Raw genomic sequence first — 21,459 nt, forward strand, 5'->3', positions numbered from 1 at the left:
GGATGGACCCGGCTGCGACTGTTCCCCAGCAGTAACGCACAGGAACAGCAGTAACGAGCAGTCGCGCGGGTCCCTCCATACTAGGGGGCTCGCGCAACTCCTTGCCCCTACATCTCGGCAGGGCCCCTACAGCTCGGCAGGCAATCCGAACCTTGCGAACAGACTCAGATCGAAGAAACACGTCACGTGCGAGATCCCGGACTCGGTGACATCGAGAACGTGCAACTGGAAAGCGCGGTGAACACCATCGGGCTCGCGCATGTAGAGGCCGAACGCCGGCTGTCCGTTCGCAGCGGTCGGAAGTAGGCGCATCGCTCCTGGTCCGTCGGCCGGGCATTTGGTTCCGATGAGTTGCCCGATTGCCTCGGGGCCCTGGTACCAACCCTCGAACGGAGGCATCTCCCAGATGGCTTCGCGCGTGAACAGTTCGACGATGGCCTCGACGTCGTAGCTCTCGAAGCTGTGCACGTAGTCGCGAAGCAACTTCCGGGCAGCCTCGGTAGTCGGTTCCACGAGATCGTCCTCGGTGGGTCCGATGTGATTGATCTGCGCGCGAGCCCGCTGCAGCAGGCTGTTTACCGCAGTGGTTGTGGTGTCCAGCGCCTCCGCAACTTCCGACGCCTTCCACTGGAGAACGTCACGTAGAACCAGAACCGCACGTTGGCGCGCGGACAAGTGCTGCAAAGCGGCAACAAGGGCGAGCCTGACCGAATCGCGATTGACGACCATGACGGCCGGATCATTGACGTCGCCCAACGCAGAATCGGCAATCGGTTCCAACCAGGCAATCTCGTTGCGCTCGATCAAATCGTCGGCCGGGTCCGAACTAGGTGCGCCGAGGCCGGTCGGGAGGGGACGCCTCGATCTCCCCTCCAGCGCGGTCAGGCAGGTATTCGTCGCGATGCGGTAGAGCCAGGTCCTGAGAGATGACTGGCCCTTGTAACCGTCGAACCCGCGCCAAGCCCGGATGAACGTCTCCTGGACCTGGTCTTCGGCGTCGTGAATCGACCCCATCATGCGATAGCAGTGCGCCAGCAACTCGCGGCGGTACGGATCGGCAAGAGTGAGGAAATCACTGTCCAACGCCTGATCGACTGTCATTTGTTCAGACTAGTGGCCGAGCGCCCGAAACACAGGCGTCGGCGAGAATTCGATCAGGCAGGCGCCTGCACCGCAGTCAACCTGGATCTCTTCCGGAGAACGAACCCCAGTGATTCGTAGAGTCTGATCGCATTCGTATTCGATTGCACTGCATGGAGAAATGGCAGCTCGCCGCGCTCGCGAATCCCGGTAGCGACGGCACGGATCAGCGTCGTACCCAGGCCTCGCCCCCGAAAGTCGCTGTCAGTGCACACCGCACTGATTTCCGTCCATCCCGGAGGGTGCAACCGCTCCCCCGCCATGGCAACAAGTCTTCCGTCGACGCGAATGCCGTAGTAACTGCCCATCTCGACGGTACGAGGAAGAAACGGTCCTGGCTTGGTGCGCTCGATCAATGCCAGAATTTCGGGAACGTCGCCCGTTCCGAGAAGTTCGACCGACGGATCAACGGAGACTTCGAGTGCGGATCCGTCCATCTGCACCGAGCCGAACTGATCCACAACGCGCCACCCTTCCGGCGGGCGATGATCAAATCCTCGTAAACCTACTGTGCCGCCAGGACCTACGAGTGTGAGTAGGTTCTCCCAGTCCTCGGCGTCCAACTCGGGCGGATGACCGACAAACGGCGCGACCGTCGGGTCGTATCGCGCAACTCTCCCTGCCCAGCGAGCGAATTGCGCATGATGTCCGCGAAGTCCTTGTCGCACAGCATCGTCCAGCGGATGGGTGTCGACATCCGTGTCAACTGTCTCGACAAACGACGCCAGGGTCGCCTCCGTGGTCATCGAACCTCTTCCTGCCCTATTTGCCTGTGTTGGAGGCGAACGAACCTCCCCGCCCACCTCGATGACAACGCTAGGAACACTTGCTGTCGTAGTCGCCGGATAGAATCAAGATGATTCTGACCTCGACCTGTATTTCCGGCGTCAATCAGGGCTCGATTGCAGATCTGCACCAGGACATTCGTCGCGACGCCTCACCAACCGGAAGGCTATTTGGCATGAGCAACTCCGACCCGATCAGGTCTGCATTCGACCAGTTGCCCCTGAAGGAGATGGACGCTGCAACGCTGGTCTTCGCCATCGAGAGCGCCGTCGACGAGCTGGCGATCTCGGGTGAAACCCTACGGCTCGCCATGGAGGTCGCTACCCTTGCGCACCTCGATCAGTTCAGAAAGAACGGGATCAAGTCCGACGAGGATCCCTACATCGTTCATCCCCTACGAAATGTATTGCGGCTGCTTCGGTACGGGTGCTCCGATGTCGAGATCCTGAGCGCAACCGCGCTTCACGACACGGTCGAAGACCGACCACACGCCGTCATCGCGCTCCTCGGTGGCCAGACTGCAGACGACATGTCCGCATCCGAAGCGCAGGAACGTGCGTCAACACTCATCGCCTCGCGCTTCGGCCACAGAATCTCCGAACTTGTTGAGGCAGTGACCAATCCAATCGACTACCCATGCGACAACACCACCGCCGGATATCAGGATCACGTCATCCGCGCGATAGCGGATCCCGCAGTGTTCCTCGTGAAGTTCAGTGACTTCGTCGACAACGCGGGAAGCGTGAAGTACCTGAGCGAGACCGACAGGCTGAGACTGGTCACGAAATACGAACCACTCGTGGAGCACTTCAAGCGGACTTCACTTGCTCTCGGCAACGGATTGCACCTCCCTCCCTCAGGACTCGACGCGATCGCAAAGCACATCGCAACCATCGAAGGCGATTTCTCGAATACGGTCCGACCGGACATAAAAAATACTCGCCAGTAGTACCGATCAGTAATAATCGAGCAACCCAGAGAATTCTCCCAATATGCGATTTTGTTACCAGTGAGTATTCACTTTCTTGCCGATTTCATTACCATCGTGATCCGTGTCACAAGTCCGAATTCGATTGCACCGCAATGATTTAACGCCATATGTGTAACCGTGGTTCACGTTGACTAATATTCTTCAATTCGCCCAGGTGACATGAGCGTCGACATACTGCATTCTTAGATAAACCAGGGATTCCCTGGAAGCAGACACAATATGTTGCTGATTCGTGATTGGAGCGGTTCTGAGTCCACGCCTGCAGGGTGGCGCACAAGGCACACAGTGCCTCAGCGCACACAGCGCTTCGGTGCACACAGTGCTTCAGCGCAGGGGACTCGACGAACCGGAAGGGCAATCACTTGCCGACGCGCAACCGGGGGAAACACAGCGCATCGCGGCGTAGTTCACGAACCGGGGAATCCGGGTACGTGGGACACGGTCGGCTCATATCGCAACGTACGTGACGAAGAATCTCATCAAGGACGGTGGCAGTGACAATGTTCAAACGAATCGCAGTGGTCAATCGAGGTGAGGCCGCGGTCCGGCTGATCAGGGCTGTACGCGAACTGAACGCCGAACACGACTACGGCATTCGCGTCATTGCGCTGCACACCGAGGCCGAGCGCCGCGCCATGTTCGTCCGCCAGGCCGATGAGGGCGTGACCCTGCGCAGCACCGGCACCGGTAGCCCGTACCTCGACTACGCCGAACTCGAGCGAGCACTGCTCGCAGCCAAGGCCGACGCAGTCTGGGTCGGCTGGGGCTTCGTGGCCGAGGATCCCGCCTTCGCGGAGATCGTCGCGAAACTGGGCATCACGTTCATCGGCCCGAGCGCCGACGCGATGCGCCTGCTCGGCGACAAGGTTGCCGCCAAGATCCTGGCCGAGAAGGTCGGCGTACCGGTCGCCCCGTGGAGCGGCGGACCGGTCGAAACGCGCGCCGACGCTCGTCGTCATGCTCAGTCCATCGGATATCCCCTGATCATCAAGGCCCGAAGCGGCGGCGGCGGACGCGGTATCCGCAAGGTCTGGGCCGAAGACGAACTCGAAGTTGCACTCGAGCGCACGCAGGGCGAAGCAGAGCGGTCCTTCGGCGACCCCGTCGTCTTCCTCGAACGCCTTGTCACCGATGCACGCCACGTCGAGGTACAGGTCATCGCCGACAACCACGGCAATGTCTGGGCTCCGGGCGTTCGCGACTGCTCGATTCAGCGTCGCAACCAGAAGGTCATCGAAGAATCCGCCTCCCCCGTCCTGACCGAAGAACAGTCGGACCACCTCAAGAAGGTGTCCGCCGAACTGGTCAAGGCAGCCGGATACCAGGGCGCAGGCACGGTCGAATACCTCTACCAGCCCGAGAACAAGCTCTTCACGTTCCTCGAGGTCAACACCCGCCTGCAGGTCGAGCACCCGATCACCGAGGTCACCACCGGAATCGACCTCGTCAAACTGCAGATCCTGGTCGCCAGTGGTGACGAATTGGTCGGTGACTGCCCGCCCGCATTCGGCCACGCCGTCGAAGCCCGCCTCAACGCCGAAGACGCCGACAACGATTTCGCGCCGGCACCCGGCACCGTTCAGCTCCTCAAGTTCCCGCTCGGCTCCGGCATCCGGGTCGACACCGGCATCGCTGCCGGGGACGTCATTCCGCCCGACTACGACTCGATGGTCGCGAAGGTCATCGCGTGGGGCCGCAACCGCTCCGAGGCACTTGCGCGTCTGCGCACTGCCCTTCGTGAAACCACTGTCGTACTCGACGGCGGCACTACCACCAAGTCGTTCCTCCTCGATCTACTCGATCGCGACGAGGTCATCTCGGCATCCGCGGATACCGGCTGGCTCGACCGCACGGGCGCCCTCACCGGCACCACTCGCCGCGCGGACGTCGCGCTGATCGCCACCGCCATCGATGCTTACGACGCCGAGGAGTCACTCGAGCGTGCGGCCTTCCTCGCCTCGGCACGTGGCGGCCGCCCACGCGCCAATCACGCGATCGGCCGTACCGTCGAGCTCAACTACCAAGGTCAGGCATACAAACTGACCGTCGGGCGTATCGGCCCGCACCGCTACCGCGTCGACGGAGACGCCGGAGACATCGAGGTCGACGTCGATCGTCTCGGTGACTTCGAGTCACGGCTGGTGATCGGTGATCGCCGCTTCCACGTCGTTTCCGTCGTGAGCCCGGCTCGCTATCTCGTCGAGGTCGACGGCATCAGCCACCAGATCAGCCAGGACGACGCCGGCGTAGTCCGCGCGCCGGCTCCCGCCGTAGTGGTAGCAGTACCGGTCGCGGTCGGCGACGACGTCGAAGCCGGATCCACTCTGGTCGTGCTCGAATCCATGAAGATGGAGACCGCGGTTCGCGCTCCGTACGCGGGCAAAGTGCGTGAGGTTCTCGCTACCGTCAACTCCCAGGTCGATGCCGGCGCACCGCTCCTGCGCGTCGACCAGGTCAGTGAGGAAGCTGTCACGGAGAAGGCTCCGCGAGTCCAATTCGATCTTCCCGCAGCAACTTCCGGGTCCGATACCCGCGCAGATGCATTGGCACAGCTGGAAGCACTGACCGCGATGATCAGTGGCTACGACGTCAGCGGCAAGCACGCAAACGCTGTTCTGGCCGAATACGACGCACTTCGCAGCGCACTCGAATCCGAGGACCGCGAACTGGTCCAGGCAGAACTGGCTGTGCTGACCACCTTCGCCGACATCTGCGAACTCTCGCGCAACAAGCCCACCTCGGGCGAGTCCGCGAAGGACGAGTCCGTCCACAGCCCCCGCGAGCACTTCCACACCTTCCTGCACTCACTCGACTCCGAGCGCGAAGGTTTGCCGGCGTCGTTCCGCACGAGACTCGAACGGGCACTTCGCCACTACGACGTCACCGATCTGGAAGATCGCCAGGCCGTCGAGGAAGCGGTGTACCGACTCTTCCTGGCTCTGCAGCGCATGGAAGCCCAGATCCCGGTCATTGCAGCACTTCTCGAAGGCTGGCTCGTCGGCGACAAGGCTCCCGGTTGCTCGGCGCAGGAGCTCAACGAGGTTCTCGATCGACTCATCGTCGCGACGCAGGTCCGCTACCCCGTCATCGGCGACGTCGCCCGCAACCTTCGCTTCCGGTTCTTCGACGAGCCGCGCATCCGCAAAGTTCGCGAAGACGTCTACGACGGAGTACGCGGCAACCTCGCCTACCTCGAAGAGCAGCCGGACGCTGCAGATTTCGACGAGCGAATCGCCAATCTCGTCGCCACTCCCGAACCGCTCCTGGACCTGTTGGGTCGAAAGATCGGCCTCGGCAACCGCGATGGCGGCCCTCTGCTCGAGGTCATCACGCGTCGCTACTACAAGATTCACTCGTTCGAAGACGTCCGCGTTTTCGAGCACGTCGACCGCCGTTTCGTAACCGGTAACTTCGACCTCAAGGGCGACGGGCTGCATCTGGTCTCGACGGTGGCCGAATTCGACGCTCTCGGTACGGCTCTCGACGATGTCGCCACGATCGCGCAGGATGCTCCATCCGGTCGCGGGCTGGTAGTCGACATCTACCTCGACTGGCCTGATCAGCCCGCCGACGGCGACGCGCTCGTCGAGACGCTGCGCACCGAACTCTCGCGCAACGAGACGATCACCCGGTCTCGCCGCGCGACGGTGATCATCTGCAACCCGAACGGGGATCCGGTCCGGTGGGTCACCTTCCGCCCCGTCGACGGCGAACTGGTCGAGGACCACATCATCCGCGACATGCATCCGCTCACGGGTCAGCGTCTGGACATGTGGCGCCTGAAGAACTTCAACGGAAAGCGCCTCCCGGCTCCGGAGAACACCTACCTGTTCCACCTCTCCGCCAAGGAGAACCCGAAGGACGAGCGCCTGATCGCTCTCGCGGAAATCCGTGACGTGACACCGCAGCTCGACGACGAAGGCCAGATGGTTGCGCTTCCGGCCATCGAGCGCACACTTGCCGCGTGCCTCGACGGCATCCGCCGTGCGCAGTCCCAGCGCGGCGACAAGCGTCGACTCGCAGCCAACCGCGTCGTGCTCTACGTGTGGCCGGTCGCCGACGTTCCCAGCGAGCGCTTCTCGGTGATCGCTCAGAACGCAGCCCGACTGACCGTCGGCGCCGGGCTCGAAGAGATCACGCTCATCACTCGGCTCAAGGACCGAAAGGGCGGCGCGCCCAAGGAAGTTGCGCTGCGATTCTCCTACCGCGCGGGTGCCGGTGTGGTCATCAACAAGACCACACCTCCCACCGAACCGCTGCTCCCCCTCGACGCGTACGCCCAGAAGGTCCAGAGTTCGCGGGCACGCGGAACTGTGTACCCGTACGAGCTGATTCCACTCCTGACCGGCACCAAGGGCACCTTCGTCGAGCACGACTTCGACGAAGCGGGCGTCCTGTCACCTGTCGAGCGTCCGTACGGTCTCAACAAGGCCGGCATCGTCGTCGGCCTCGTGAACACGCCGACGCCGCGCTATCCCGAGGGAATGACCCGTGTCGCGCTATTCGGTGACCCCACCAAGGCGCTCGGTACCGTCGCCGAGGCCGAATGCTCACGCGTCGTCGCTGCCATCGACCTGGCCGAGAAGTTGAACGCTCCGGTCGAGTGGTTCGCACTGTCCTCCGGTGCCACCATCTCGATGGAGAGCGGCACCGAGAACATGGACTGGGTCTCCCGCGGCCTGCGCCGGATCATCACCTTCACCCAGAACGGCGGCGAGATCAACATCGTCGTCACGGGCATCAACGTCGGCGCTCAGCCCTACTGGAACGCCGAAGCCACCATGTTGATGCATACCAAGGGCATTCTGGTGATGACCCCGGACAGCGCGATGGTGCTGACCGGCAAGCAGTCTCTCGACTACTCCGGTGGTGTGTCGGCCGAGGACAACTTCGGTATCGGTGGTTACGACCGCGTCATGGGCCCCAACGGCCAGGCGCAGTACTGGGCCCCCGACCTCACTGCGGCGTGCGAGATCCTGTTCCGTCACTACGCACACTCGTACCTCGCTCCCGGCGAACGGTTCCCGCGCCGCGCAGCGACGACGGACCCCGTCGATCGCGACGTGCGTAGCTTCCCGCACACCCACCCGTCGAGCGACTTCGAGACGGTCGGCGACATCTTCTCCTCGGCGAAGAACCCGGATCGCAAGAAGCCCTTCGACATTCGCACCGTGATGCGTTCGGTGGTCGACCAGGACCACTCTGTTCTCGAGCGTTGGGCCGACATGGCCGGCGCCGACACCTCGGTTGTTGTGGACGCGCACCTCGCCGGACATCCGGTCACAGTGGTGGGCATCGAATCCCGCGCGATCCCACGTAAGGGGCACTTCCCCGCCGACGGTCCCGACACTTGGACGTCGGGAACGCTGTTCCCGAACTCGTCGAAGAAGACTGCTCGCGCGATCAATGCTGCGAGCGGCAACCGTCCGATCGTGGTGCTGGCCAACCTGTCCGGCTTCGACGGTTCCCCGGAGTCGCTGCGCAACATCCAGCTCGAGTACGGCGCCGAGATCGGCCGCGCCATCGTCAACTTCGACGGACCGATCGTGTTCTGCGTCGTCTCCCGCTACCACGGCGGCGCGTTCGTCGTGTTCTCCGGTGCGCTCAACGACAACATGGAAGTTCTTGCTGTCGAAGGCTCGTTCGCGTCGGTACTCGGCGGCGCCCCCGCCGCCGCAGTGGTCTTCACCCGTGAGGTGAACACCCGCACCAACAACGACCCGAAGGTGCAGCAACTGGAGGCAGACTTGGCAGCGGCCAAGGATGACACGGAGAAAGCACATCTGCGCGTAGAACTGAACGCTCAGCGCATCGCCGTCCGCTCCGACAAGCTCGGCGAAGTGGCATCCGAATTCGAAGCGATCCACAACATCCAGCGGGCCCGAGAGGTCGGCTCGGTGGATGAGATCGTCCCTGCCGCAGAACTGCGTCCGCAGATCATCGCAGCAGTCGAACGCGGCATGAAGCGCGCACTCGCGCAGTAAGTTTCTCCGCACGTCGAGCGGTCCCGCGAAATGCGGGGCCGCTCGATTTGTGTCCAGGCAGCGCCTGCGTCAGACGCCCTCGAGCGCCTCTCCGATCTCTTCGAGGACGTGATTGTGCTGCTCTGTTGCGAGCAGATGCCCCGCTGCAATGGTGACTGCCACGGGCCACTCGATGATCTCGAAGGCGACCATCAGTCCCATCACCGCAAAGTAGGCGATCTGCTCGGGTCTCGGAACAGGGATGGCACCGACGATCGGTAGCTCCAACTCGAAGCTCCGTGCCGAACGGACGGATTCCACTACCGCGCGGTGATCGACGGGGTTCGTGTGGTCGACGGTGTTCTGGGACATGTCACGATTCCTCAGGATTCATCTCGGGTCGCCCGGGAGTTCGGCGACGTGTCACTTCCAGCAGCGACGCTCACAAGCGTGTCCGATTCACCGGTTTCCGCTTCTTTGATTTCCACGTCGCTGATTTCCACGCTGTCGCGGGCGCTGACTCCCCCGGTTCGGGAGGTGTACGCAGTGCTCGTTCGCGTCGGGATCTTGCGAATCGTCGATTGACCGTTCGCGTTCTCCTCAGTTGCGGCAATCCGCTCCAACACCCGCGGAGCCAGCGCCGCGAGCAGCGTCGCCGCCGACGCGCAGCCCACCGCTTGGCCCCAGGCGATGGGACCGAGCGGCGTGCAACCGAGAAATTGGCTCACCACGGGTGTGCTGACGAGCGTCGCCAGCGCCGCAGCGGATCCGGCAACGGTTGCGACCACCAGCGGACTGCGTGATTCGAGCAGCGTCTGCCCCAGTTGGGTGCCCACCAGGGCAACCAACGCCACCGTCGACGCTCGCCGCCTCCTACCGCTCGCCCGGGCCAGAAGCCACGCTGCCAGCGCACCGATTGCCGTGGCACCGCCGCGGACAGCGATCGTCTGCCACAACGCATGAGCGTCCATCTGTTCGGACTTCTCGGATCCGTTCTCGGACGGGGTGCTCACCGCAAGCGCGGCAGCGGGCAAGGCGTCCGTCATCAGATTGACCAGTAGCAACTGCCTTGCGTTGAGCGGTGATTCGCCGGACAACGCAGAACCGATCAGCGCGAATGCGACTTCACCCGCGTTGCCTCCGAGCAAAACCCCTACCGCTGATCTGACCCGCCGCCACAATTGACTGCCCTCGTCCAATGCGTCGGTCAGTCCGCCGACACGGCCGTCGAGGAGCACGATGTCTGCGGCGCCGCGCGCCGGATCACTGTCGGTCGACGCCACCCCGATTCCCACGCTGGAAACTCGGATCGCCGCAGCATCGTTCGCGCCGTCACCGACCATGGCGCACACCCGCCCGTCGGTCTCCAACGCTTGCACGATCTCGACCTTCTGCTCGGGTGTCACGCGCGCAAAGACGCTGCTGCCGCGGACCGCATCCCGTCTTTCGGCGCGAGAGAAGTTCTCCCAGTCAGGACCGGTGACAACATCCTCGCGTGCGACGTCCAACCCCAGTTCGGTGGCGACCGCGGCCGCTGTTGTCGGATGATCCCCGGTCAGCACGCGCACTTGCCGTCCGTCGCCTCGAAGTTCTCGAACAAGTTGCGTTGCTTCGGGTCTGAGCGTGTCCGAGAGTCCGAGAAGGCCGACCGCTTCCAACCCCTCGGAGCAACACTGTTCGAGAAATTGCGAGTCTTCGCCTGCGCGTTGCGCGTCGTGTTCCGACAACTCGCGCTGGGCGACGGCAACCACCCGCAGTCCGCGTCCGGCCATGCTTTGAACGTGCTTCGCCGACACAGCATTCGGATCTCGTCCTGCTTCGGTCACGAATTCCGGCGAACCTTTGAGTGCGATCCGCCTGCCGAGCAAAGCTGCCGAGTACGGCCGCCCCGACCTGAACGGAACGAGGTTGTTCGCCTCGACGTCACCGAAAACCGAAGCATCGTCCAGAGCTTGCTGGGCTGCATCGACGACGGCGGCATCCGTCGAATGAAACACGCGATCGTCGCGACTTCCCAGGGCACTGCGCGCCGCAACTTCCAGAATCTCGCTTTCGTCCCAGCCGTCGACGCGTTCGACCGCGGCCACCCGTAGCTTGTTCTCGCTGAGGGTTCCGGTCTTGTCGAAGCAGACCACGTCGACACGACCGAGCGCTTCTATCGATCGTGGCGCACGAACCAACACTCCTGCTGCAGTGAGCCTTCGCGCTGCGGCCTGCTGAGCCAGAGTGGCAACCAGAGGCAGCCCCTCCGGCACGGCAGCCACAGCCACGGCCACACCTCCGGTGACGGCGCGGCGCAGACCGGTACCACGAAGCAGACCCGCGACTGTCACCAACGCCCCACCGCCGATACTGGCCGGCAGGGTCGCCCTCGTGAGTTCGCGAAGTCTGTTGGTCAGGCCCACAGCAGGTCCGGATCGGGACACACCGACATCGGCACGCCTGGTCACCGTTCGGGCTCCGATGGCCGTGACCACGCCACGACCGGATCCGGCAAGCACTGTTGTCCCTGCGTAGGCCATGCACCTTCGCTCGGCCAGTGGCATCCCAGGGGTCGGGTCGGTCTGCTTGTCGACGGGCAGGGACTCTCCCGTCAACGACGACTCGTCGACTTCCAGCGATTCGACGCTCAACAGGCGACAATCTGCGGGCACGATGTCCCCGGACTCGATTGCCACGACGTCACCGAGTTCGAGCGCGTCGGCCGCTGTCTCGACCGTGCCGTCGTTGGTTACTCGCCGAGCTACCGGTTCCTGAGTCCGCGAGAGCCGCTGCACCGCCCGCTCCGAATGAAGCCGTTGAACAGCGGACATCGCGGCATTGCCGACCAAGACCGAGCCGACCAGGACGGCGTCTACCGGTGAACCGAGGACTGCACTGGCAGCGGAGCCGGTCGCCAACACAGGCGTCAGTGGATCCGCCAATTCTGTTCGCAACGCCGACAATCCGTCACGGATCAACCTGAACCGTGCGGGCGCTCGCACACGAGCTTCCGCACGGTGCGGTGTATGTCGGATGGATTCGGATAGTTCGCGAACGACAGCATCACCGTCCATCTCATGCCAGGTATCGCTCGGAGTACCGACAGGGACGGGCGCTTTAATCACAGATCGGGACAAGGTGTATCCGGTCCACAGTCCCGCGGCCGAACCAGCTGTGATCGGCCCCGGCCCAGCCCCTCGAACTCCCGGAAGCATGATCAAGGCACCCAATGCCGAAGAACCTGAGGAGAGTTCGACACCGCGCCTCGTCGCTGTTCGAGCAGCCGGGAGCGCATGGACAACCCGCCACGCCCCGGCCAAGTCGGTGTGGATGTCGGCACTCACGTGCTCGCCACTCGGTGGTGAAATCCCGATGCGTAGCACTGCCTGTCCCGATATCGCCCTACTCGACACGATCGCAACTGTCCGACCCTCGGCCACCAACGCCGAGAGAGCTTCGCGCAGGCCGGCTTCGGCAGTCGATTGCGCCGGATAGAGCTCGTCGAATCCACTTCGCAGTGATCCGAGCCCGTCGTCGTCGATCGTGACGGCTGCGACCCCGGCCGCACGTATTTCGCCTATCAGTGTTTCCGCCAGACCTTTTCGCACGGGTCGCACGACCACTTCGGCGCCGCCGATGCGGTGCCTTCCCACTCCCACAGTTCCGTCGTTCAGAGCTTTCCTGGCTTGTTCCCACACTGCGACGCGATCCGACTCGGCCACCTCTCGTATGTCGGAAACCCGGAGCGAGTCGTCGAAGAGGACACTCGGATCGACGAGGACGGTGTCAATACGATCGAGCATGCGTAGAGCCGCAGAGTCCGAAACGGCGGTGTGGTGCGTCCGCCACAGACCGTATGACACACCAGCAGCGAATGATTCGCGCGACATCCGAAGCGGCCGCGGCGCCGAAACCTTGATACTCGTCGCGACGGTGTCGCCGCCGGCAGAGACGGTAGCCAGTGCAGCCCCGGCCACCAACTGAACCCCTGCGATCCTGTCTGCGTAACGCTCACCTGAGCCACTCGGTTCAGGCCTCACGGAAGAACCGCGACCGCCAGGTTCGAGTGGCCCCACACGCCGAGAGCTTCGCGCCGCCAGAGTTTCGCGCAGCAGCATCGTCCGCAGCCCGAAATCCACGCCCAATGACGCAGGCGCATAGGTCAGAACATCCGCGAACGACGTCGCCGACTCCAATGCGAAGTCGGTGAGCGAACGGCCAAGGCGCTGTTCGATTCGCCGACGCACCCGGGGTTGATAATTGATCGCCGACGCGGCCGCCGAGACATAGGCGGAACCTGGGATTCGCGGGGCACCGAATATCGATCCCGCTGCTGCAGGAATCATCCCCACACCCGCCAACGCGAGGGTGCCGGTCCGCAACGCCACGTCACTGACAGCGGTTCGCGGAATCGTCGAACCGCCCACCAACGCGAGTCCCGACAACGCCAGGCGCGGCGGCAAAGTTGCCACCGACACCGCACGCCGGGCCATCGCTGAGAACATCAGTGAGTGGATCGAGTGTGCGAAGAACTGTGAGTTCGATCCTGTGACCGGCCGGCCGCCTTGTGGGAGTTTCCGCTCGATTCCTTCTTTACCTGTTCCGGCTTGCTCGTGCGGCCAACCGCCTTGACCTGGCGATCCGGCCGACCGCTCTTGCGATCCCATTCGTGGAGTACCAGGGCCGTGCCGCCGACTGCCAAGAGCACCGGCCATTCCACCAATCCCGCCGCACCCACGGCCGCCATCGTGAGAACAGCCGTCGGCGTCGAGGAACTACCCGCACGAATTCCGTCTCGGACACCCTCCGCCGATCCACGTATCCCGCCCGTCACTCCACCGATCACTCCACCGCCGACGGCTCCGGCCACCGTCGTCGTTGCGTCTGCCACACCACGAACGACGCGGGTGGCTTCGTCCACAATCATCATCGGACGCTCCTATCAGCAGTCCATCGAAGAATTCAGTATTTGAGGCCATACCCAACACCGACGGCGGCAATCACGATCCGATACATTTTTCGGCGAACCTGGCGAGGGCGCGCCATCGCCAGCGCCGTGAGAGGGTACGGTGCGGGATGCAGCGACCACCTTCATCGACGGGAGTTCCACACAGTGGCGATCATCGGAAATTCGGACCTCGACATCTTCCGACTTAGCTTGGGCGGCAACCCTTTCGGATGGACAGCAGACGAGAAGACGTCCTTCGAGATCCTCGACTCGTTCGCCGAAGCCGGTGCAAACTTCATCGACACCTCCGACTCGTACACAGCGTCGGCTCCCGGCAATTCCGGCGGGGAATCCGAAACGATCATCGGGAAATGGATCACCGATCGGGGACTGCAGAACGACATCGTCGTCGCCACCAAGGTGGGTAGCCATCCCGATTTCAAGGGCCTGAAGGCCGACAACATCGCGGCCGCAGCTGAGGCGTCGCTGCAGCGCCTGCAGACGGACTGCATCGATCTGTACTACGCGCATTTCGACGACCCGCAGACTCCGCTCGAGGAAACTCTCGAAGCCTTCAATGCGTTGGTCGTCGCGGGCAAGGTTCGCTATCTCGGAATCTCCAACTACAGCCCCGACCGCGTCCGGGAGTGGCTGCGGATCACCGAGGAGAACGGTTACGCCGCGCCCATCGCGCTGCAACCGCACTACAACCTGGTTCACCGCAAGTCGTACGAACCCGAACTTGCCCAGATCGCCACCGACAACAACATCAGCGTCTTCCCGTACTTCGCTCTCGCTTCCGGCTTCCTGACCGGAAAATACAAGACCCGCGCGGACATCGAAGGCAGCTCCCGCGAACGACTGACGGCCGGATACTTCAGCGACGCCGGACTCGACGTCGTCGCGGAACTGGCGACAATCGCGCAGGCACACGACAGCGAGATCTCGACCGTCGCGCTGGCCTGGCTGCTGACTCGACCGGGCATCACCGCACCGATCGCGAGCGTCAGCCGGCCCGAGCAGCTCCCGGCGCTACTGGACGCCCCGAATCTGGTGCTCTCGTCGAATGAACTGGACACTCTCGAACGGGTGTCGGCGGCAGTCGGAGCCTGAGATCAGGCAGTTTTGAGATGAGCGCCGAGGGCCGTGTTGTTGATCGTCCAGAACGACCAACCGTCATGGCTCTCGGTGTCGCCTGAGATGTGACCGGTGACGGCATTTGCGGCCGCGGTCGGATCTGGGAATCGGCGGCCTTCCATCGGTCCGCGCATGATCTCGACGACCTCGGTGGTTTCGTCGAAGCGCCCGACCCAGCGATATCCGTGGCAATCGGCTGTCATCTCGAGGCGATTGTCGACGACTTCGATCTCCTCGACACCGCTGGCGCGACGCTTCTTCGCGGCGACTGGCGACGTCTTACGCTTGGTCGCAACCGGGGTCTCGACGTAAATGCTCGGATCCTTGACCGCGGCCAAGCCCAGCGCATCCCAACGATCGTGACCGTGCACGACGCGCCCACGCGGAATCGCGTGATGGCCGGTGCGATTACGTCCGGGGCTGTCCATGATCCACAGGTCGACCTCGGCGCGGATGTCGTCGGCGACCTCGTTGGAGGGCAACATGTAGAACTCGTGCGGATCTGCTGCCAGGTCGACGAACACCCAGAACTCGGAGCGGGTGTCGTCACTCTCGAGCGACTCGTCCTGACGCCTGGCCTGCCAGTCACCGTCGAGCTTGGACCGCACGCGGACGATTCGGCTGACACCGTCAGCGCCCGTCACCTCGACGGGATTACGACGTGAGTGCGTGAGACGGACAGCCTTGCCCCCACGCTGCGTAGCTTCGGAAATGAACGCATTGATGCCGCGGCTTGCGGTGTCTTCCATGATCGACCTGTCTCGAGCGGGTACGCCCGCATCACCGGATCGGCATCGGGGTCGAGCATTGAGCGAAATCCCGGCCTTTACTTCGATCGTGTGGCCGGTCAGTACCCCCGACCTTACAGCTCCGGCGACGGCCTGACTACGGCGCCCGACGCTCGTTCCCAGAGGTCAGCAGTGCAATGTCCCCGTAAAGCGCCGCCCGGTGAGCGAACATCAGCTCTTCCACACCGTCGAATTGATCCCCGACGTAGTGCGTGTTTGCAGCCGAAAGTTCACGTGATCCCGAGCGCGCAAGTAGGTCGTCGATCCGGCTGTCGAGGCTCGCTGCATGCGCAACCGCGCGCTGCGAACTCAACTGATCCTCGGCCCGTGCGACCAGGTCACCGATCCGCGCGAGGGCCGCCACGCGCTCGACCAGCTGGTCCCAGACCGCGCCGAGCGCTTCCCTGCGCGAAGCGATTCCGGCTCGGGTTCCCTCGTCGCGTGCCAGTGCAGCCGCGTCGTCCAACTCCGCAAGAATCGAACGCAGCGCGACGGTGTCGACCGCGATCTGGGTGATCTCGTCGGCCAGGTCGAGTTGGTTGCGTTGAATGACGAAGTGGTCGGAATGCCACGCGCTGGAGCTTTCGATCCGGTCGAACAGATTCCCGGCGAGGTAAAGCAAGGCGTCGTACTCACCGGCGCGTCCCTCGGGTTCTGAATCGACCAGTCCGTCGAGGACTTCCGCGATGCGCCTTCCGGCATCGGCGATGACACCGGTTCCCTGGACCTTCCCGAACTGGGCGGCGAGTTTGTCGAGTGCTGCGTTTCCACTGCTGGCCACGACACCGAGCCCCACCGGCAGCTTGGCTGGAACCGGTGTACGGGTGAGCCCGGCAAAGAGAGCCTCGCGTTGCTCGACGTCGAGATGCAGGCCGTCGCGCCGGTCCTTGCGGATGGCACGGACGCTGCTCGCGAAGTGACGATTGGAATGCACGATCGCCGACCGCATCGACTGAACGCGCTTCTCGAGCGCCTGCACCCGTCGTTCGAGGACAACCTGAACAGGGCCGATGCGAGTCGCGAGCAGTCGACGTCTGGTGCGGGCCAGCTCGTCGGTGAGATACCGCAACTCCGAGAAGCCGCCGATCTCCGGGAACGAACGTCCGACACTGCGCCGGTTCGCCAGGATCGACCGCGTCGACTCGTCCGCATAGCCGCCGGCGATCAGCAGCGCGACATCATCGGACAACTCCGGCCGGTTCGACTCGACTGTCCCCGCCGCACACCACTCCCTCACTCGGGTGGAGATGAGCGTTCGCCGTTCGGTCACCGACGCCACGACAAAGACGTCATCAGTTCCGTCTGCCATCTCACGCCTCCTTGTGGTCGCCGGTTACCACTGTTCCAGAATCTGCCGACACGCGCCCGACCCCTGCGACCCAGCTCGACGCACCCCTGCCATACCGTAGGCGTGTGACCTCCCTGCGATCAGACGCGCACGCAGGTCACTCGCGCGCATCACGGACCCCTCCAGCGGTTCAACCGCTGCTTCCAGATCTCGCGATCGAACAACTCCAGTCTTTGTTGCAGGTACGTTCCTGGACTCTCGCGGAATGGTTCGCGATGGCCGACCAACGCGGATTCCTCGCGCCCGCGGCCAGTGTCCCGCTCTTCATGGAAGCCGCGCTGAAGTATCCCGAGCACCGCGAGGCGCTACTTCGCCTCGCCGGTCGACGCGGGCAGTACCTGGCGGAGCAGAACCCGGATTGGGCCCAGCTACGACGAATCGGATCACGCCGGGACGAGCTGTGGCTTTCGCCCGATCCGGACGACCGTACGGCCTGGTTCGATTACATACGTACGGTCGACCCGGAACTGGCGAGCGAAGAGCTCGAGATCGCTTGGGACGACGAGGCCACGGCAAGCCGGCTGCACTTCCTCGACCATCTCGACGTCGGGCTGGGTGAACACGACTACGCGCTCCTCGAGCGTGCACTCGACGATCCAGCCGTGCGGGTCCGTGAGCGTGCAATTCAACTACTACGGCAACTCCCCCGATCTCCGTTTGCCTCTCGAATGGTCACTCGGGCTCGGTCCTGGGTGCGGCTCGAGACGAAGCCCTTGCGGCCGCGCCTTGCCGTCCGATTGCCCGGCTCGCTCGACGACCTCGCATTTCGTGACGGCATCGAAGACGTCCACTACAAGAACAAGGGCATCCGGCGCTGGTGGTTACGGCAAGTCGTGACCGCCACTCCGCTGACGCTGTGGGAATCGATGGCCGGTTCGCCACGCGAGGCCCTCACCATCCCCATCGAGAAGCAATGGCGCGCGGTGATGATCGAATCATGGACTGCTGCAACCGTTCTCCAGAAGAACACCGCGTGGGCGTCGGCATTTCTGGAGCGGGACGGGCGCACGACGGACCGGAGAATCGTCGCCATCGCGGACCCACGCGAGCGTGTCGAGTACATCGTCGCCGGACACGCGGACGAGTACCTTCTGGGCGTCGACGGCAGCGCACTACTCGACGGCATCGACCGCCCATGGCCCCTGGCCGTCGCCGAAAAGTTGTTGAATGCCTTGGAGAACGAAGCGATGGAGCATGCTGCGACGGGTGAGGACTTGGGCATCCACTCGCGTCACAGTCACTTTTCCACCCTGCGAAGCGTGCAGGCGCGCTTCCCTTTCGACGCCGTACCGCTTCTGCAGGACGCGGCGGCCCGAACGAGTGACCCCGGGTGGCAACACGCATTCACCGACAGCGCCGTCAACATCGAGCAGCGCCGACTCCGCTTGGACATCCTGCGCAATCACCGCTGAACGACGAAGGGGCCGCATCCTTGGAACGGAATGCGGCCCCTTCGTCGTTCGTGAAAGATCAGACCACGCTGACCATCTCGTGATCAGCCACACCGGCGGCCAACACCCGAAGGTGATCTTCGGTGCTGCCGAGGGTGTGCTCGATGGCGACGAGTCGGCTCACGTAGTGCCCCACCGGGTACTCTGCGGTCATACCGATACCACCATGCATCTGGATCGCCTCCTGGCCGATGAGCCGAGCCGAACGCCCGATCTGCAACTTCACCCGCGAAGCGATCACTGGATCGACGACGCCGTCGGCAAGGGACATCGTTGCGTACAGACTCATGCTGCGTGCCAACTCGAGCGAGACGTACAGGTCGGCGGCGCGGTGTGTCAGTGTCTGGAACTTTGCGAGGGGAACCCCGAATTGCTTACGCGTCTTGAGGTATTCGGTGGTCAGGCGTAGCGCCTCTTCCATCGCTCCGACAGCCTCGGCGCACAGCGCGGCCTGCTCACGGATCTGCGCGGCCTGGATCAGAGCAGTAGCGTCACCGCCCTCACCGAGTGCTTCGGCCGGCGTATCGGTGAACTCGATCTGCGCCCCGCGCAACCCGTCGTGAGTGGCGTAGGACTTGCGTACCAAACCGGAGGCATCGCTCTTGACGAGGAACAGTCCGACGCCACCGCCGGGGAGCGCAGCGCTCACGACCAAGATGTCCGCCGTCGCGCCGTGGCCGACGGGATTCTTGATACCGGTGATGGTCCAGCCGCCGTCGACCTGGGCCGCCGCGGTGGCCCGTTCGGTTGCCGGCCAACGGATTCCGGGTTCCTGGTCGGCGAACGCGAGGAACGTGGTGCCCTCGGCCACTCCGGGAAGAATCGACGAACGCTGCTCTGCACTGCCACCTTCGGAGATGAGGCCGCCCGGCGTCACGACCGCGTCGAGTAGCGGCTCGGGTGCCAAGCGTCGACCGATCTCGGTCATGACCGCGCCGATTTCCACTGGGCCGGCGTCCATGCCGCCGTCGTCCTCGGAGAATGTCAGGCCGAGCAAGCCGACCTCGGCCAACTGCTTCCAGACCTGCGGGCTCCACCCGGGATCGGAGTCGATGATCGCGTTGCGCTTCTCGGCGTCGTAGCTACGCGCGAGGAGATCCTTGGTGGTGTCGCGGAGAAGTTTTTGTTCGTCGTTGAGTTCGAAGTCCATGCCACGCCTCACAATCCGAGGATCGAGGAGGCGATGATGCTGCGCTGCACTTCGCTCGATCCGCTGTAGATGGATACCTTGCGGTAGTTCAAGTACGTCGGGGCAGTGTGCTGCGCCCAGCTCGCGGAGGCGATGTCGCTGCCCGCGTCGTACGGCAGTGAATCAGGGCCGGCCACGTCCATCAGCAGTTCGACGCTCGCCTGCTGCAATTCGGAGCCACGAAGCTTGAGCAGCGACGACGCCGGGTTCGGCTGGCCGTCAGCGGAACTGGCTACCACTCGGAGCTGAGTGAGCTCGAGGGCAAGCAATTCGTTTTCGAGTTCGGCGAGGCGAGCAGCGAAGAGCGGATCTTCGAGCAGTGTTCCGTTGCCGACCTTGACCTCGGCAGCGCGGGCCTTGGCCTGGGCCAGACGAACCTTCGAGAAACCGACGCGGGTGACACCGGTGCGCTCGTTACCGAGCAGGAACTTGGCGTAGCCCCAGCCCTGGTTCTCTTCACCGACCAGGTTCTCTCCCGGAACGCGGACGTCCTCGAAGAACACTTCGTTGACCTCGTAGCCGCCGTCGATCAGCTTGATCGGGCGGACCGTGACGCCAGGCGTCTTCAGATCGACAAGGATGAACGAGATGCCGGCCTGACGCTTGGGCGCATCGGGATTGGTGCGCACCAGGCAGAAGATCCAGTCGGCGTACTGTCCCAGCGTCGTCCACGTCTTCTGACCATTGATGACCCAGTCGTCGCCGTCGCGGACCGCACGGGTCTTGAGCGAAGCGAGATCGGAACCGGCCTCGGGTTCGGAGAATCCCTGGCACCACCAGATGTCGAGGTTCGCAGTCGCCGGAAGGAACTTCTCCTTCTGCTCCTGCGAGCCGAAGGCCGCGATGACCGGACCGACCATGTTGGCGTTGAACGCCAAAGGTTCGGGAACCGACGCAAGCTGCAGTTCGTCGAGCCAGATGTTGTGCTGGACCGGGGTCCAGTCCTTGCCGCCCCACTCGACCGGCCAGTGCGGTACCGCCAGACCGTGAGCGTTGAGGATCTGCTGCGCCTCGACCATACGGTCGCGCCCCAACTCCTCGCCGTGGGCGTACGCCTCCCTGATGTCCGCGGGGATTTGCGTACGGAAGAACGTCCGCATCTCGTCGCGGAACGCTAGTTCCTCGTCGGTCAATGCCAGGTTCATCGGGATTCCTTCGCACTCGAAACCGGATTCATGTTCGGTTCGACCGTACCCCGACAGCTATGGAGGCGGAACAGGTACCGCAAAAGACGGCACTCAGGGCCGACCCCCTACACGGTTTTCAGGACCAACAGGTAACCCCCGCCCGCGGCGTCGATACTTGTTTCGACATTCAACGCGGGAGCCAGACGCGACAACCGATCGATCAACCAATCCGACGCTTCCTGGGCGTCGTCCTTGCCGGGGCAGCGAGCGACGGCGACGCGGCCACCCTTTCGCTCGAGCTGCTCCACGACCCCGATGATCGGGGCGGGATCCACGACGAACAGCCGATCCGGCCATTCCACAACAGGTTTGACCGCACCCTTCTTGGTGTTGCATGCGCGGTGCGCCAAGCGTTCGACGCCACCTTTGGTCTTGCCACCCTTTTTTGCGGTGTTGATGCTGTCGATACTCGGGCCGCGCGGATCATTGACGGACATATCGGGATCGACCGGTTCGTCACACAGCCAGCAGCGCCAGGATTCACGTTCGCCGACTTCTTGAAGGGTGCTCATGTGGCAACGGTACCGTGCGCACTTTCGGCTGCTTCCG

Annotated in this window: 15 protein-coding genes (1 of these 15 running past the window's edge); 5 read left to right on the top strand and 10 right to left on the bottom strand. The window is 63.5% G+C overall.

All coding sequences use genetic code 11. The annotated features are described in order from the left end of the window. Positions 1-35, top strand: partial view of a VOC family protein gene (locus GN300_RS00770; RefSeq protein ID WP_042923411.1) — the final stretch only. 376 nt of this gene lie to the left of the window's left edge; only the last 35 of its 411 coding nucleotides appear in the window; the start codon falls outside the window, past its left edge; its stop codon occupies positions 33-35. 91 nt (positions 36-126) lie between these two features. On the opposite strand, the gene GN300_RS00775 is transcribed toward GN300_RS00770, so the two are convergent. Both GN300_RS00775 and GN300_RS00780 read right to left on the bottom strand, forming a co-directional pair. Continuing rightward, a complete protein-coding gene (locus tag GN300_RS00775) occupies positions 127-1,101 on the bottom strand; it encodes a sigma-70 family RNA polymerase sigma factor (protein WP_003945115.1) in 975 nt (324 codons plus the stop codon). A 53-nt stretch (positions 1,102-1,154) separates the two neighbouring features. Then, positions 1,155-1,886 carry a GNAT family N-acetyltransferase gene (locus tag GN300_RS00780; protein ID WP_063316858.1) on the bottom strand — a complete coding sequence of 244 codons (732 nt, stop codon included), beginning with the start codon at positions 1,884-1,886 and terminating at the stop codon, positions 1,155-1,157. 215 nt (positions 1,887-2,101) lie between these two features. On the opposite strand from GN300_RS00780, the gene GN300_RS00785 reads away from it, so the two are divergent. Further along, positions 2,102-2,875, top strand: a complete 774-nt coding sequence (locus GN300_RS00785; protein WP_225320093.1) for a hypothetical protein — start codon at positions 2,102-2,104, stop codon at positions 2,873-2,875. 542 nt (positions 2,876-3,417) lie between these two features. After that, on the top strand, positions 3,418-8,901 hold the full coding sequence (locus GN300_RS00790) for a carboxyl transferase domain-containing protein (RefSeq protein ID WP_063316874.1): 5,484 nt from the start codon (positions 3,418-3,420) through the stop codon (positions 8,899-8,901). A gap of 69 nt (positions 8,902-8,970) precedes the next feature. On the opposite strand, the gene GN300_RS00795 is transcribed toward GN300_RS00790, so the two are convergent. The 3 genes from GN300_RS00795 to GN300_RS00805 are packed head-to-tail and all read right to left on the bottom strand — an operon-like array spanning position 8,971 to position 13,792. Continuing rightward, a complete protein-coding gene (locus GN300_RS00795; RefSeq protein WP_030536904.1) occupies positions 8,971-9,252 on the bottom strand; it encodes a hypothetical protein in 282 nt (93 codons plus the stop codon). Between the two features lie 11 nt (positions 9,253-9,263). Continuing rightward, positions 9,264-13,367 carry a cation-translocating P-type ATPase gene (locus tag GN300_RS00800; protein WP_063316857.1) on the bottom strand — a complete coding sequence of 1,368 codons (4,104 nt, stop codon included), beginning with the start codon at positions 13,365-13,367 and terminating at the stop codon, positions 9,264-9,266. Then, entirely contained in the window at positions 13,367-13,792 is a 426-nt protein-coding gene (locus GN300_RS00805; RefSeq protein ID WP_030536906.1) for a hypothetical protein, read from the bottom strand. Before GN300_RS00805 ends, GN300_RS00800 begins: the two co-directional genes overlap by 1 nt. 183 nt (positions 13,793-13,975) lie before the next feature. On the opposite strand from GN300_RS00805, the gene GN300_RS00810 reads away from it, so the two are divergent. Beyond that, the gene (locus tag GN300_RS00810) at positions 13,976-14,923 is read left to right on the top strand and encodes an aldo/keto reductase (RefSeq protein ID WP_007732210.1); all 948 of its coding nucleotides are present in this window, start codon (positions 13,976-13,978) and stop codon (positions 14,921-14,923) included. A gap of 2 nt (positions 14,924-14,925) precedes the next feature. Here GN300_RS00810 and GN300_RS00815 read toward each other — a convergent pair whose 3' ends face one another. Further along, the gene (locus tag GN300_RS00815) at positions 14,926-15,696 is read right to left on the bottom strand and encodes a hypothetical protein (RefSeq protein WP_003945109.1); all 771 of its coding nucleotides are present in this window, start codon (positions 15,694-15,696) and stop codon (positions 14,926-14,928) included. Positions 15,697-15,832: 136 nt separating this feature from the next. After that, on the bottom strand, positions 15,833-17,044 hold the full coding sequence (locus tag GN300_RS00820) for a hypothetical protein (protein WP_058037442.1): 1,212 nt from the start codon (positions 17,042-17,044) through the stop codon (positions 15,833-15,835). A 104-nt stretch (positions 17,045-17,148) separates the two neighbouring features. On the opposite strand from GN300_RS00820, the gene GN300_RS00825 reads away from it, so the two are divergent. Then, entirely contained in the window at positions 17,149-18,495 is a 1,347-nt protein-coding gene (locus GN300_RS00825) for a DUF5691 domain-containing protein (protein WP_063316856.1), read from the top strand. A gap of 58 nt (positions 18,496-18,553) precedes the next feature. Here the strand turns inward: GN300_RS00825 and GN300_RS00830 are convergent, their stop codons facing one another. The 3 genes from GN300_RS00830 to GN300_RS00840 form a co-directional block, all read right to left on the bottom strand. Beyond that, positions 18,554-19,684: an acyl-CoA dehydrogenase family protein gene (locus GN300_RS00830; protein ID WP_030536908.1), complete on the bottom strand. Its 1,131-nt coding sequence runs from the start codon at positions 19,682-19,684 to the stop codon at positions 18,554-18,556. Between the two features lie 8 nt (positions 19,685-19,692). After that, positions 19,693-20,868, bottom strand: a complete 1,176-nt coding sequence (locus GN300_RS00835) for an acyl-CoA dehydrogenase family protein (protein WP_007736177.1) — start codon at positions 20,866-20,868, stop codon at positions 19,693-19,695. Positions 20,869-20,975: 107 nt separating this feature from the next. Beyond that, positions 20,976-21,422 carry a hypothetical protein gene (locus GN300_RS00840; RefSeq protein ID WP_007736175.1) on the bottom strand — a complete coding sequence of 149 codons (447 nt, stop codon included), beginning with the start codon at positions 21,420-21,422 and terminating at the stop codon, positions 20,976-20,978. Positions 21,423-21,459 lie beyond the last annotated feature (37 nt).

The sequence above is a fragment of the Rhodococcus sp. Ni2 genome (assembly GCF_021352185.1).
In the GTDB taxonomy this organism is placed as follows: Bacteria; Actinomycetota; Actinomycetes; order Mycobacteriales; family Mycobacteriaceae; genus Rhodococcus_F; species Rhodococcus_F qingshengii.

Excerpts from the sequence above, each read along its gene's own strand:
- GN300_RS00775 (WP_003945115.1), bottom strand. The coding sequence starts at position 1,101 with ATGACAGTCGATCAGGCGTTGGACAGTGATTTCCTCACTCTTGCCGAT.
- GN300_RS00780 (WP_063316858.1), bottom strand. The coding sequence starts at position 1,886 with ATGACCACGGAGGCGACCCTGGCGTCGTTTGTCGAGACAGTTGACACG.
- GN300_RS00785 (WP_225320093.1), top strand. The coding sequence starts at position 2,102 with ATGAGCAACTCCGACCCGATCAGGTCTGCATTCGACCAGTTGCCCCTG.
- GN300_RS00790 (WP_063316874.1), top strand. The coding sequence starts at position 3,418 with ATGTTCAAACGAATCGCAGTGGTCAATCGAGGTGAGGCCGCGGTCCGG.
- GN300_RS00795 (WP_030536904.1), bottom strand. The coding sequence starts at position 9,252 with ATGTCCCAGAACACCGTCGACCACACGAACCCCGTCGATCACCGCGCG.
- GN300_RS00800 (WP_063316857.1), bottom strand. The coding sequence starts at position 13,367 with ATGTTCTCAGCGATGGCCCGGCGTGCGGTGTCGGTGGCAACTTTGCCG.
- GN300_RS00805 (WP_030536906.1), bottom strand. The coding sequence starts at position 13,792 with ATGATGATTGTGGACGAAGCCACCCGCGTCGTTCGTGGTGTGGCAGAC.
- GN300_RS00815 (WP_003945109.1), bottom strand. The coding sequence starts at position 15,696 with ATGGAAGACACCGCAAGCCGCGGCATCAATGCGTTCATTTCCGAAGCT.
- GN300_RS00820 (WP_058037442.1), bottom strand. The coding sequence starts at position 17,044 with ATGGCAGACGGAACTGATGACGTCTTTGTCGTGGCGTCGGTGACCGAA.
- GN300_RS00830 (WP_030536908.1), bottom strand. The coding sequence starts at position 19,684 with ATGGACTTCGAACTCAACGACGAACAAAAACTTCTCCGCGACACCACC.
- GN300_RS00835 (WP_007736177.1), bottom strand. The coding sequence starts at position 20,868 with ATGAACCTGGCATTGACCGACGAGGAACTAGCGTTCCGCGACGAGATG.
- GN300_RS00840 (WP_007736175.1), bottom strand. The coding sequence starts at position 21,422 with ATGAGCACCCTTCAAGAAGTCGGCGAACGTGAATCCTGGCGCTGCTGG.